A 14,234-nucleotide genomic window follows, 5' to 3' on the forward strand; every position below is an offset into this window, starting at 1 on the left:
TCATGTTTTATGCCCCTTAAAATAAGTACTGAATACGCGCAGCTAAGCCTAAGCCATCATCTTCATCGCCAACTAATGTCGTCGTACCTGGGCCTTCTACATCGCTGTATACAAGGTTACCCATAAACTTAATATTACTACTCAAATAATATGATGTACCCACTGTATAAGTAGTCACTTCAGTACCCTGTGTACTACTTGTTGCATCCATTTTTGAAATACGGCCTACAAGCTCCCAAGTATCTTTAATACCCTTCGGTTGAACAAATAATGCGGAGCCTGCTTTATATTGACGCTGCTCACCACCTAAGAAATAGCTTGCAGAAACATGAAAGCCATCAAAACGCTCACCATCAAGAGGATTAGCACTATCCAAGGCATCTAGATAACGGCTTGCATACTCAGCTTCAAGAGTGAAAGAGTCAGCTTGATAAGCAAACTCAAGACCACTTTGCGACATACTATTAAGAGCGACCGTACTGCCACCTACCGCATAATCAAGTAAGCGAACATTGGTTTCACGAATTTCGCCACGAGCAAAACGAGGGCTTAGCTCATTCCCACCCATATCACGATACGAGTGCCAAGCGCCTAAGTGGATAACATCGCCAGGCGCAGCACTTGACCATGTAGCACGGCCTGTAAATGCCAGTGTTAGTTGGTCATCTTCATCATGACCTGATGCACCAAAGGCATCATTTTTATAAACACCAACGGCATAACGCAGTCCGGTATCTTTAAAGTATTGATATGCAGATGCACCCCAACGGAAAAACGGTGAGAAAGTATTTGCTAACGTACTACGTTCAATCGTATTTATATGTTTAGAACTGGTTAAAGCATTAAGCGACATATCTTCACGAATTTTACCAGCTTTAATTTTGAGGCCGTTATCAAACGCATAACGGACACGAGCCAATACGATTTCTGCAGTCCCCTCACCAAATTCAAGGAGTAATTTGTGATCCCAATTACCGTGTTCACTTTCTACATAAGTACGAATACGACGCGGGAAAAAATCACTTCCTGCATCCCCATCATTATTGGCGTTATATGCGCCGTTAAAATAGTTGTAATCAAGCTGAACGCGACCACCAAATTCAAGGTCAAAGGCTTTATTACCTTTTAATGAATCAACCTCTTTTTGTAGTGCATCTAGTTGCTGTTGTAGTTGTTGAGTATCGCTATCAGCAAAAGCTGAGCCGCTAGCCAAGGCTGCTGCAGTTGCCAAAGCGAGCTGTGTGTTACTTGCTTTCATTATTTTCTCCACACCTGTGTATGATTTTGTTGTCGTTAGATGAGCGACTGCACACTGCCATCTGTCTTCGAGCATAGTGTTAACGTGAAATTAACGAAATATTTAGAAGTTAAGCTGCATTGATCGATCTAAAAACGATTAAAATCATAAAGTGCATGAGCTTTATGAGCACAATAAATTAACGCGCAGAGTTTAATGGTAAGGGGTTGATTTGTTATTTGGTTATACAGGTGGGTTCAAAGTGATAGAGGAGCATGTTTTATACATATATAAAACATGCAACAGTACTTTTTACATAGAAGGTAATTTCGGTAAGTGTCTGCCTATATTATTAATCGACATTCATGGTTTTTACACGCTCGCTAACAACAAGCTTACCTGCCGTTTTAGCTTTTATTTCTTCAATTGACACACCCGGTGCGCACTCTAAAAGGTGAAATGCACCATCTTTAATTTCTAACAGAGCCAAATCGGTGATCACTTTATTAATACACCCCACACCTGTTAGCGGTAAACTACATTCTGGGAGCAGCTTTGATTCGCCATGTTTGTTTGCATGGGTCATGGTGCAAATAATATTTTTAGCCCCTGCGACTAAATCCATTGCACCGCCCATGCCTTTGACTAGCTTATTAGGGATCATCCAGCTGGCAATATTGCCGTTTTGATCGACTTCAAACGCACCGAGTACCGTCAAGTCCACATGACCACCACGGATCATGGCAAAACTCTCTGCGGAGTTAAAAATGGCAGCACCTTTCGCCGCTGTGACAGTTTCTTTTCCTGCGTTAATCATATCTGCATCGACCTCAAGTTCGCAGGGGTATGGACCCATACCTAGCAAGCCATTTTCCGATTGCAACATCACCTCAATGTCCTCAGAGACATAATTCGCCACTAGTGTAGGTATTCCAATTCCTAAATTAACGTAGTAGCCATCTTGTAATTCCATCGCTACGCGTTTTGCTATTTGCTCTCGTGTTAACGCCATTATTTACTCCTTAAAGCTTTGCCGCTTGCGTAGTGACTTTTTCGATGCGCTTTTCAAACTCGCCTTTTATTACTCTATCGATATAGATACCTGGGGTATGAATTTGACTGGGTTCAAGCTCACCAGATTCTACGATTTCTTCAACTTCTAGTACGGTTATTTTCCCTGCGGTGGCGGCCATGGGGTTAAAGTTCATCGCCGTATGGCGGTAAATGCAATTACCGTAGCGGTCAGCCTTCCACGCTTTAACAATGGCAAAATCTCCAGTAATACTCGGCTCTAGTAAATAATCACGGCCATTAATGTTTCGGGTTTCTTTGCCCTCAGCCACAGGGGTACCCACTCCAGTTGCGGTATAAAAGGCTGGTATGCCCGCACCACCAGCACGCATTTTTTCAGCTAAGGTGCCTTGTGGAGTTAGCTCTACTTCAAGCTCGCCACTGAGTAATTGTTGCTCGAATAGTGCGTTTTCACCCACATAAGAAGCTACCATTTTGCTAATTTGTTTATCTTCAAGCAGCACCCCAAGGCCAAAGCCATCAACCCCGCAGTTATTTGATACGACGGTTAAATCTCGCGTGCCTTGGCGTTTAATTTGCGCAATAAGCCCTTCAGGAATCCCACATAAACCAAAACCCCCAGCAATCACTGTCATGCCATCTTTAAGACCTGCCATAGCCTCATTGTAATTGGCTACTACTTTATCAAAACCTGCCATAATACCCCCTATTGTGCTGTCCAACCGCCATCTATCGCTATTGCTTGTGCGGTAATATTACGTGCCGCATCTGCCATTAAAAACGCGACGGTATGATGTATTTCATCCAAACCAATAAAGGCTTTTTTAGGCATGGGTGCAAGCATAATAGTATCGATGACTTGCTGCTCTGATAGGCCATGCTCTTTAGCTTGTGATGCAATTTGTTGTTCAACTAACGGCGTTTTTACGTACGCAGGGCATACCGTATTAATGGTAATATTGGCATCCCCTGTTTCCAGCGCCATGGTTTTAGCAAAGCCAATTAAGCCATGCTTGGCAGCAATATAAGCTGACTTATATTTAGACGCGACCATCGCATGGATAGAGCCAATATTAATAATACGGCCAAAATTTTGCTCTCGCATACGCGGTAACACCGCTTTGGTCATCATCGCTGGCCCAACTAACATCACTTGTTGTAAAAGCTGCCATTTATCAGCCGGGAAATCCTCAAGCTTGGCTACATGCTGAATACCGGCATTATTAATCAATACATCAATCGGCCGTTTAAACTCATTAAAAAATATTTCAATTGCATCACTATCAGCCACATTCAGTGCAAAGCCTTGTGCATTCCCATCTTGCTCAATGATTTTAGCTGCAGCTTGTTCGGCGCTGTGTTGATGTAAATCAGTGACGATAATGTAATGACCAGCCTTGGCTAGTTGCTCAGCAATATAAAAACCAATACCACTGGCAGCCCCAGTAATTAATACCGTTTTACTCATGCGGTTGCTCCTTTAAAAAGTCACTGATAAGCTCAGCCTTTGGTGAGATAGAAAAAATACCATCTAAATGTCCCCAACCGCCTTCAATCTCTGAAATTTCAACCTCTTTTCCAGCTGTTTTCATCGCGCTATATACTGTGCGCATGTTTTCAGGACGAAGTAATAAATCGTTTGTTGCAGGCAGCAATAAGGTTTTTGCTTTCACGTTTTTCAGTGCATTGGTTAAGTCACCTTGCATACCCGCGGTAAAAAGCTGTGATGCACGCACTAAATACAACACGTGATTAGCATCTTGGGTTTTCGCGCGTGCCATAGCCCGTGTTGCTAATGTTTGGCTAAGCTGAGGCAAGGTGCGAATATCATTCAACGCTCCTTGATCAAGCACATTAAAGTTCGGGAAGCTGGCGTTATAAATAATCGGATGCATGGCATCTTGCGTAATGTTCAGCATGGTTGCCGCCAAACCATCTAGCGGGCGCTCTTTGTTGTAATAATTACCTTGCTGCCAATTTTTATCTAACCGAATGGGTAATGCCCATTTTTCAAGGGCCGCTACCGTCCACGCATCCATAGTTGCAGCACCGATCACATGAATAAGTCGCTCAACCTGATCGGGGTAACGCACCGCCCACTCAAGCGCCTGGAATGACCCCATTGATGCGCCCATCACTGCGTGTAACTTTTTGATGCCTAAGCTATCGAGCAACCGTTTTTGCACATTTACAAAGTCAGTAATTGTCACTACAGGAAAGTCGAGCCCGTAAGGTTTTTTAGTAGCAGGATTGATTGAAGCAGGGCCCGTTGTAATTACGTTCGGATCATGCCAGTTTGCATTTACTAAAGTGTCAGAGCTAATCACAAAGTATTTATTAGTATCAATGGCTTTGCCAGGGCCTATAATTGCATCCCAATACCCAGGCAAAGCGTCATCAGCGTTGTATTTACCCGCCGCATGAGACGTGCCAGAAAAATAATGAGTGATTAAAATCACATTATCTTTGGCTTTATTCAGCGTGCCGTAGCTTTCCCAACCAATATCAACCTGCGGTAAAGTCTTACCAGACACAGTGGTAAAATCTTTGCTGGTAAAATGTTGTTTCTCCACCAGCATGGACGCAGCTTTGTCTGCACTAAATACGGCGCTACTATAAAATAAAAGCAATCCGATGATTATGAATGTTGTTTTCATTGCCCTTCCTTAAAAAGTTATAAATAGACCTAATGCCAACGCGACACCAATAAGCGGGATAACCACAGTTAATGCTGCCAGTGGCCAATAAGCCCGTTGGTGCGTTTCATTACAGATAGCCCGTATGGTGGTAACGACATATCCATTGTGGGGTAAACTATCCAGTGCGCCGGAGCTAATCGCCACGACACGGTGCAATTGTTCAGGGTTGACACCCATATCCAAATAACCTGGGGCGACAAGTGGCAGTGCAATGGCTTGCCCGCCCGAGGCAGAACCAGTTAAGCCAGCAATAACGCTCACCGCTACCGCTGCACCAACCAGCTCATTGCCGGGCATATGAGTCATTAAATCAACCGCAGCAATAAATGCCGGCGACACTTTAGCCACTGCACCAAAACCTACCACGGCGGCCGTATTCCCAATGGCAACCAGCGCCCCCGTGGTCCCAACATTGATGGCCTTGCCCATGTTATGAAAGTATTTAAAATTAATTACCACAATACTTAACACGCCACCGAGTAACGCCACGATTAAGGCTGTTTGTTGTAAAATATCGTGCAACATAAATGATAAAAGCAACACCACTATGAGCGGAATTACCCCAGTGATTGGGTGTGGTCGTTCACGCTCCAAGATCACAGGGTCATCATCACGGGCAGCAAATCGTTCACCGTTTGAAACCGCTTTTTTAATCATTTTATTAAGCCAAACATAACCCACTATCGCCATAAAAATAGCCACCACTAGGCTCACTTCCCATGCGGCATAAGGTGATGTACCAAGGTGCTTAACCGGTATCCAGTTCTGAATCTCAGGCGAGCCTGCCGAGGTCATGGTGAATGTCACCGAGCCAAATGCCAAGGTGGCAGGAATAAAACGCCGGGGTAAATCAGCGTCTTTAAATAAACTAAGCGCCATCGGATAGACCGAAAACGCCACAATAAACACGCTAACCCCACCGTAAGTAAGTACGGCACAGGCAATGACCACTGCGAGCACCGCATGTTTCATGCCTAACTTGCCGACAATGTAGCTTGCGACGCTATCTGCCGCGCCGGTGTCTTCCATAAACTTACCGAATAGCGATCCGAGTAAGAACATAAAAAACCATGCACTTAAAAACCCAGCAAAGCCATCCATATAGGCAGAGATAAAATTACTCTCTGCCGTGACTGGAAATATAGCCATCCCACTACTTAATGCCACTAGCAGTGCACAGATTGGCGCAGCAATAAACAAGTTAACGCCACGCAACGTTAATATAATCAGCAGTATTAAACCGCCTAACAGCCCTATCATGCTCAGCATAGACATTCCTATAATTATTGTTATTACACAGATGAGGTGACATCGCAGTAATTGGATTTAAGTCTTACGTTAAAACAGTAAAAATGACATAACACTAAGGTACTACACCGCTTTAATTTGGCTTAAAAGCAAGGTAATTCAAGGTATTGAGAGCGTATAGCACTATGGTACTAATTCCTTTTTTGCAACTATCTTCTACATTAGATGCAGGTGACATGAGCAATGAAACAATCAACAAAGACAACAAAAACAGGAACACACCATGATTAAGCTCAATCAAAAAATCACACCGGTTACCCTCGCCGTTTCACTGGCGCTATTTAGTGGCAACAACATTGCCGCCGAGCAAGCCACTCAAGCCAAAGGTGAATTAGAACGTATTGAAGTAACCGCGCGTAAAACCGTAGAAAACCTACAAGAAGTCCCTGTGGCAGTGACCTCTATTGGCGCACAAGAGTTGGCCGAAAACGGCATTAGCGTGATGACCGAAGTACAACAGTTTTCACCTAACACCACGTTGCAAGCCAGCCGCGGTACCAATTCAACCATTACGGCATTCATTCGAGGAGTCGGCCAACAAGACCCGCTTTGGGGCTATGAACCCGGTGTCGGCATTTATATTGATGACGTTTATTTAGCGCGCCCACAAGGTGCGGTACTGGATTTACTGGACGTACAACAAATTGAAGTACTGCGCGGCCCACAAGGCACGCTATATGGTAAAAATACCATTGGTGGGGCAATTAAGTACGTGACCAAAGAGATGAGTGGCGATGCCACACTCAACGTACAAGGCACGGTAGGAAGCTACAACCAAAAAGACTTAAAAATAACCGGGCAACTGCCACTGATAGATGAAAAACTCTATGTTGGCTTTGGTTTTGCTACCTTAAACCGTGATGGTTTTGGTGAGTTTTTAACGTCTGCACTTGATAATCAAGACCGTGAAAACTACAACAAAGACGTTACCGCCGCACGCGTAACGTTAGAATATACACCCACTGACGATTTATTTTTTAAACTCGCGTGGGACAAAACTGAAGATGAGTCAAACGCCAAAGGCGGTTATCGCTTATTACCCAGCTTACTAACCGATGCCCCCGTCCCTGATAGCGTATACGACTCTTATACCAGCTTGCCAACATGGAACAAAGTCGAGCTTGAAGGCTATAGCTTAACCGCGCGCTGGGATATGAGTAACAACACCAGCTTAAAGTACATTGGTTCAAGCCGTGAAAGCTACTCGCCAACAAATATTGATTTTGATAATACCTCTATCCGTATTTTTGACGTACCCGCTATTTATGATGATGAGCAAACTACACACGAATTACAGCTTAACCATCAAGGGGATAACTATAAGTTCGTATCAGGGTTGTATTATTACGACGGTGAATCGTGTGGTCAGTTTGAAGCTATCTTAGAAGAACTCGGTAAAAGCTTAGCAGCACCAGGTCTTACCCGCGAAGTAAGTGGGTGCAGCAACTCCACTAGTAAAGCAGCCTACATTCAAGGGAGTTATGATTTTGATGATAAGTGGTCGATGACTTTAGGTGCGCGCTATACCCAAGACAGTAAAGAAGCCCAAGTCAATAACGGCCTTATATTTGATACCGTTTACCCTGAATCAGGTTGGGTACCGGGCTATGTTCGCCCTGAAGGTCAATTAGTACCCACAGTACTGGATGACAGCGAAGACTGGTCACGTTTTACACCACGCGCTGGGGTTGAGTATCAATACAGCACTGACATCATGTTTTTTGCAAGTTACGCACAAGGTTTTAAATCAGGCACCTTCAACCCGCGTGCAACCACCGCTGAACCTGCTGCAAAACCTGAAATAGTAGACTCATTTGAACTGGGTATGAAAAGCGAATGGAACAATAACCTACGCGCCAATGTGACGCTTTTCACACTTGATCACCAAGACCGCCAATACATCTCTGTACTACCAGGTGACAACGCCGCCGATTTAAATCAGCGCTTAGGTAACATTGGTGAATCGACCTCAGATGGAATAGAGATAGAGCTAAGCTATGTTGCTACAGAAGCACTGAGCTTCGATGCATCAATTGGTTATATCGACAGTAGTTTTGATAACGTCATTGATACAAACCCTGAAACTGGCGAAACCTTCGATAAATCAGATCGTTTTAGTGTATCCAACACGCCAGATCTCACCTTTAATTTAGGGGCAACGTACCGTATGTATACCGACATGGGCGACTTTGTTATGAACGGTAACTACTATTACCGAGGTGATTACGCACTCTTTGAAGAAGATAGCCTGCTCACGCAAGATGCCTATGGGTTACTGAATATCGGTATCACATGGTACAGCACTGACGGCCATTGGAGTGCCGGATTATACGGTAAAAACCTCACTGATGAGGAGTATATGATCGGCGGCTATCAATTTGTTGCCCCTGATCCAAGTGATCCTAGCGATACCAGTAAATATACGCCAGGCCTTGGTGGTGATAACACCTTAATCAGCTATTACGGCGACCCTCGCACAGTGTCACTCACTGTGGGCTATCGTTTCTAAGCTGGTGTTTAAAGGTTTGCCTGATATTTCCCTAGCAGGTAAACCTTGTTTCAATATAAAAAATCACTTATAACATAACGTGTTGGAGTATTAGGAATGTCTTTCGCTGTGAACACAATAATTGCCGATGATCACCCACTATTTAGAAGCGCATTGCGCCAAGCGGCTGCAACCTGTGTGCCTGAAGAACATATAAAAGAAACCAGCGATATCGATGGTTTATTCACTTTACTCAAAAATCACCCGGAAACTGAACTCATTTTTTTAGATTTAACCATTCCCGGTGCCAATGGCTTACAAGCACTGTCGCAACTGCGAAACCGCCACCCTGATATAGTTGTTATTATGGTATCAGCCAACGAAACCCCCACTATAATCAAACAAGCCATGAGCTTAGGTGCCGCGGGATATATCCCAAAATCATCATCCTTGGATGTCATAAGCGAAGCCATTAGCCATGTTCTTAACGGTGATACCTGGCTGCCACTCGACATTGATTTAACCGATGTAGTCGTCAATGATGAACAAAGCAGTTTTGCTCGCAACCTTGAAAAGCTCACCCCGCAACAATACCGTGTTTTAGCCATGATTGCTGATGGCCTGTTGAATAAACAAATCGCATTTGAAATGTCGATTCAAGAAACCACTATCAAACAACATGTATCCGCTATTTTGCGCAAACTCAACGTGTATAACCGCACCCAAGCTGGCATTTTATTTAACCAGCTATCTCAAATAGGCAAAGCAGTAGAAGGCTAGCAAACCAGCAAACAGCTATCCCAGTTTCAACTTAACAATCCCATTTACGGGAAAACCCTCTTCAGAAAAAAAACAAAAACAAAATAAAATCAGCCGTTTAAACTTTGGCATATTCCTCGCTACCGTGTTTATTAATTAAAATATAATGAAACACAGCCAATGGATTTAGATAGCACTTTAAAGACGAGTAAAAAACCAAATCAGCGTAAAAAGCTCATTGCTGCAGTCTTAATTGTTAGCATCATAATTTTTATATGGCTGGTGCAATCTTGGCTTGCCCCTACAACAATTTCTGCCAGCCAATTACAGATTGCCAGCGTGACACAAGCTGATTTTGTTGTAAAAGTTAAAGGCTTTGGTCGATTAAAATCAAAATATCAGCGCTACTTAACCAATACCGATGTCGCTATGGTCGAGGCTATTCATGTGTATCCAGGTACACGTGTTAGCAAAGACACGGTTATTTTAAGCCTTGTTAATCCACTGCAAGCCCAGCGTTTATCGGTCGCAAGACTGGAGCTTGCACGCCAACAAGCCAGCTTTAGCGAACAAAAAATCAATCAAAAAAGTCAGCTACTAGAGCGCGAAGCTAACTTAACTCTTTTACAGAGTGAGCTTGAAAGCGCCCAGCTAAGAAGCGAAGCAGAGAGTCAATTAATCGAACAAGGCATTGTTTCAAGCCTTGATTACAAACGCAGCTTACTGAGCGTAAAACAACTTAAGCAGCGCGTTGAGATTGAACAAAAACGCCTTGCGCAATTAGCGCAAATGCACCTACAGCGTAGTAAGGTGCAACAAGAGCTGTTACGCCAATTTGAATTAAACTACAAAGTACAACAACAAGCTTTTGACGACCTACAAATTACAGCGGGCATTGATGGCATGCTGCAAGAGCTCAACGTAGAACTAGGTCAAAACCTCACACCAGGCACTCGCTTAGCTGTGGTGGGTTCTGATTGCGCACTCAAAGCAGAGCTCAGTATTAAACAAAGTGACGCTGAAAAAATCGCACTCAATATGCCAGCCCGCGTAAATACCTTTAGCAACTCAAAGCGGGGCGAAGTGACAGCTAAAGTGACCCGAATTGATCCCATCGTGAGTGATGGTCGGGTAATGATTGAGCTCGACCTTATTGGTGAATTACCTGCCAATGCACGCCCCGACCTAAGCATTGAAGGCCATGTTATAAGCAATGTAATAGCGAATGCACTGACCATTAAATTACCGCAAAAAGCAAAAGCTCATTCAAAAGCGATGCTTTTTAAACTTAACCCCAACACTCATTTAGCTGCCCCGATAAATATTGAATTTGGTACACTCAGTGATAATAAAATTCAACTTCTAGATGGCGCTAAGGTGGGCGAACAGCTGATCATTTCAGACCTTTCTAAATGGCAGCATTTGGCAACTATAAAAATAGAACAGGAAAGTTTATGAACACCAATACACTTATCTCATTAAAAAATATCGCCAAGGTTTATCGCAGCCAAAATGTTGAAACCTATGCCTTAAAAAATATCGACCTGACTATTAATGAAGGTGATTATATTTGTATTAGCGGCCCATCGGGCTGCGGAAAATCGACCTTGCTGTCGCTATTAGGTTTACTTGATAGCCCAACAGGTGGTCAATATGCCATTAAAAATGTCGATACCAAAACCCTTGATATGGACCAACAAGCCGAGCTACGTAATTTACACATTGGCTTTATTTTTCAGTCATTTAATTTAATCGATGAGCTATCAGTATTTGATAACGTCGCCCTGCCGCTTACTTATCGCGAGCCTGCGATGAGCCAAGCTGATATTCAAAGTGCAGTAAAACATGCCCTTGATGAAGTTGAAATGGGCCACCGCGTACAACATAAGCCCAACCAGCTCTCTGGTGGCCAACAACAGCGTATTGCTATTGCTCGTGCACTTGCCGGAAACCCCAGCATTTTATTGGTCGATGAGCCAACGGGTAACCTTGACTCTAAAAACGGCGATGCAGTGATGGACCTACTCGATGCACTTAATCAAAAAGGCACCACCATTTGCATGGTAACCCATGATTTACGTTATGCCGGGCGGGCAAAAACTCAGCTAAAACTACTCGATGGCGAAATTGTCTCTTACTCGCACGCGAGCAAAAACCAAGCGGCACCAACAGCCAACTTAACAACAGACGGTGCTGAGGTCGTTTAATATGAGCCGTTTAACTAAAACACGTAGCCAACTGCGCTTAGCATGGGCATCACTGATGAATGCACCAGGATTTGTCACCGCCGTTGTTTCAACACTCGCACTGACTTTAGCGGCATTATTTGTTGTATTGAGTTTAGTGAATAGTTACTTTTTAAAACCGCTCGATGTATTTGATGAGAACCGCATGGTGGTGGTTGAGCAAAGCCTCACTTATGATGATTATGATGCGGTTGGCTTTCAAAGTTATCAATCCATGGTGCACTGGATTAAGAACAATCAAAGTTTTGAGCAGGCATTTATGATGAATGCCGCTGAAAATATTTTTTTAAACTTAGACGGTCAACCAAAAAAAGATGTGCTGTATGTAGGTGGTGAATACTTTGAACTCCTTCATACTCCTTTTTTACTTGGACGTGGCTTTAAAAAGGGCGAAACCTTAGAGGAAGTTGATAATAGTGTAGTCATTTCAGAGAAGTTCTGGAAAGAGCATTTTAATAGTGACCCGAATGTAATTGGTAAACCCTTAAAAACAGCCAGTGAAATTGAAGGTGATGGGCATATTATAACCGGTGTCGTAGCGGCTAATTTCAGCCCACCCTACATGATTAAAGCGGGCTCTGTTGATGTTTGGTATCCAAGCAGTGCCGATCGTCGATTTTTTCATAACGATGACTGGCAAAGCCCATGGACTAACACCTTTAGAAATCTCAAGTTAATAGCAGTATTAAAGCCTGGAGTCACTACTTCGCAAGTAAAAACCGACTTAAAAGCCCAAATTGATACCATAAAATCTGAGTGGCTGAACAATGGTGGTATTACAGATGTGAACCCCGTTGTCACGCCTTACCGTGAAGTAGAACTAGGTAACAACGATGATTTAAGCTTAATGATGCTCGCTGGTGCGTTAGGGCTACTCGTCATTGCTGTACTAAACGTCAGTACCTTATTCTTTTCTCGAGCGTTAGCGCAACATAAAACCTTAGCTTTACAAGCTGTGCTGGGCGCAAAACGTAAAAAATTATTTAACAGCATTTTACTACAGTCGCTTATATTGATGAGTATTTCGGTCAGTATTGCGCTGTTTTTGTCAGTCTGGGGAATTAGGCTATTTAAAGTGCTTGCTGAAGGCCGCTTACCATTAGTGAATAGCCTAGCTGTAGATATCAACTTGGTACTTATCGCCATAGTGATGTGTATTGCTTTAGCGTACATTTTCTCAATCATCACAGCGTATTTAATTAATTATAAAACCCTCAACCAGCAAATGCAGAACAGCGGTAAAGGCGGTGTTTCGCAAGTATCAGGGCGTACTGTTCGTTTATTAATTGGCGTGCAAATGTTTGTAGCCGCTTTACTGGTTAGCTTCTCGGTCATGGTAGTGAGTAAATCCTTAGAGACCATCAACCGCCCTTTAGGCAGCGATACTGAAAACCTGTATTTTGCACAGTTATTTCAAGTTAATAACGACGCAACACTAGCCGAGCGCTACGAGCAAATTAAGCAGTATCAAAAAGTATTGCAAAACAGTGAAGGCATTAAAGATGTCGCACTTGGGCAAAGCCCAGTATCCGCAAGGCAAAATGCCAACACCCTGACCGACGTTGAAGGTAAAAGCTCCATCTTCTTCCCCAGCCAATGGGTCGGGCCTGATTACTTTGACTTAGTAAACACCAAAATACTCGCAGGGCGTACTTTTAGCGAACAAGCTATGCGAGGGGAAACAAATGAACTTTTGGTATCTATTAGTGTGGCTAAATGGTTATTACCTGATCAAGAATACACAGACATTATCGGTAAAAGTTACCAAGGCCTTGAAGATAAAATGTTTGAAATTGTCGGGGTAACCGAAGATTTTAATCACCCTAAGTACTATGATGAATCGTTTGGTCGGCACATGTGGTGGCCAGCACAACCTTGGAGTTATATGTTTGTTATTGAAACAGAACCCAGTGTTGAGCTTACTAGCAAGCAAGTTTTGAATTTATTAAGAAAAGCCAATAGTCACCTAACCTTATGGCAATTTAGAGACTTACAGCAAGAGTACGATGGTTTGCTGTATATGAGCCGCCTTACATTAGTATTGTGTTGTACGTTGGCGCTTTTTACTCTATTACTCGCTGCAATAGGTATATTTGGAGTACTTAGCTACAACTTAGGCCTACGTCGGTATGAATTTGGTATTCGTATGGCGCTAGGGGCTAAAAAAGCACGCTTATTTAAACTTATGAGCAAAGAAGCCGTACTCCCTGTGTTAATCGGTTTTATTTTAGCGCTGAGTGTAATGATAGCCGGCTACCATAGCCTGCAAGAACAGCTTGTATCTTGGTTAATTTTAGACGTGCGCTTGCAATTAATGGCGTGGTTTATCACTTTGATTATTGCAATGTTCGCCTGCTTTAGGCCACTATTGCTATTAATTAAAGCCAAACCTATGGCCGCACTTCGTAACGAATAATAATGATAAGGGTGGCCCAAACAGGGCCACCACGACAGGATCATACATA

11 protein-coding genes are annotated in these 14,234 nt (G+C 43.3%); 5 read left to right on the forward strand and 6 right to left on the reverse strand.

What is annotated here, in order from left to right; translation table 11 throughout:
- Positions 1 to 16 precede the first annotated feature (16 nt).
- From B5G52_RS03495 to B5G52_RS03520, 6 genes are all read right to left on the reverse strand, one after another.
- On the reverse strand, positions 17 to 1,258 hold the full coding sequence (locus tag B5G52_RS03495; RefSeq protein WP_087531308.1) for an OprO/OprP family phosphate-selective porin: 1,242 nt from the start codon (positions 1,256 to 1,258) through the stop codon (positions 17 to 19).
- Between the two features lie 331 nt (positions 1,259 to 1,589).
- The gene (locus B5G52_RS03500; RefSeq protein ID WP_087531309.1) at positions 1,590 to 2,249 is read right to left on the reverse strand and encodes a CoA transferase subunit B; all 660 of its coding nucleotides are present in this window, start codon (positions 2,247 to 2,249) and stop codon (positions 1,590 to 1,592) included.
- 10 nt (positions 2,250 to 2,259) lie between these two features.
- The gene (locus B5G52_RS03505; RefSeq protein ID WP_087531310.1) at positions 2,260 to 2,967 is read right to left on the reverse strand and encodes a CoA transferase subunit A; all 708 of its coding nucleotides are present in this window, start codon (positions 2,965 to 2,967) and stop codon (positions 2,260 to 2,262) included.
- A gap of 8 nt (positions 2,968 to 2,975) precedes the next feature.
- A complete protein-coding gene (locus tag B5G52_RS03510; protein WP_087531311.1) occupies positions 2,976 to 3,737 on the reverse strand; it encodes a 3-hydroxybutyrate dehydrogenase in 762 nt (253 codons plus the stop codon).
- Positions 3,730 to 4,926 (reverse strand): homoserine O-acetyltransferase, encoded by a 1,197-nt coding sequence (locus B5G52_RS03515; RefSeq protein WP_087531312.1) that lies wholly within the window; start codon positions 4,924 to 4,926, stop codon positions 3,730 to 3,732. The genes B5G52_RS03510 and B5G52_RS03515 overlap by 8 nt, the downstream gene beginning before the upstream one ends.
- Positions 4,927 to 4,935: 9 nt before the next feature.
- Positions 4,936 to 6,237, reverse strand: a complete 1,302-nt coding sequence (locus tag B5G52_RS03520; protein ID WP_087531313.1) for a GntP family permease — start codon at positions 6,235 to 6,237, stop codon at positions 4,936 to 4,938.
- A gap of 262 nt (positions 6,238 to 6,499) precedes the next feature.
- Here B5G52_RS03520 and B5G52_RS03525 point away from each other — a divergent pair, with 262 nt between their 5' ends.
- From B5G52_RS03525 to B5G52_RS03545, 5 genes are all read left to right on the forward strand, one after another.
- Positions 6,500 to 8,785, forward strand: a complete 2,286-nt coding sequence (locus B5G52_RS03525; RefSeq protein ID WP_087531314.1) for a TonB-dependent receptor — start codon at positions 6,500 to 6,502, stop codon at positions 8,783 to 8,785.
- Between the two features lie 96 nt (positions 8,786 to 8,881).
- Positions 8,882 to 9,544, forward strand: a complete 663-nt coding sequence (locus B5G52_RS03530) for a response regulator transcription factor (RefSeq protein WP_087531315.1) — start codon at positions 8,882 to 8,884, stop codon at positions 9,542 to 9,544.
- 159 nt (positions 9,545 to 9,703) lie between these two features.
- Positions 9,704 to 10,981 carry an HlyD family secretion protein gene (locus B5G52_RS03535; protein WP_087531316.1) on the forward strand — a complete coding sequence of 426 codons (1,278 nt, stop codon included), beginning with the start codon at positions 9,704 to 9,706 and terminating at the stop codon, positions 10,979 to 10,981.
- On the forward strand, positions 10,978 to 11,730 hold the full coding sequence (locus B5G52_RS03540; protein ID WP_087531317.1) for an ABC transporter ATP-binding protein: 753 nt from the start codon (positions 10,978 to 10,980) through the stop codon (positions 11,728 to 11,730). Before B5G52_RS03535 ends, B5G52_RS03540 begins: the two co-directional genes overlap by 4 nt.
- A gap of 1 nt (position 11,731) precedes the next feature.
- On the forward strand, positions 11,732 to 14,185 hold the full coding sequence (locus tag B5G52_RS03545) for an ABC transporter permease (protein ID WP_087531318.1): 2,454 nt from the start codon (positions 11,732 to 11,734) through the stop codon (positions 14,183 to 14,185).
- Positions 14,186 to 14,234: the final 49 nt, after the last annotated feature.

Source organism: Pseudoalteromonas sp. A601 (assembly GCF_002165575.1).
Lineage (GTDB): Bacteria > Pseudomonadota > Gammaproteobacteria > Enterobacterales > Alteromonadaceae > Pseudoalteromonas.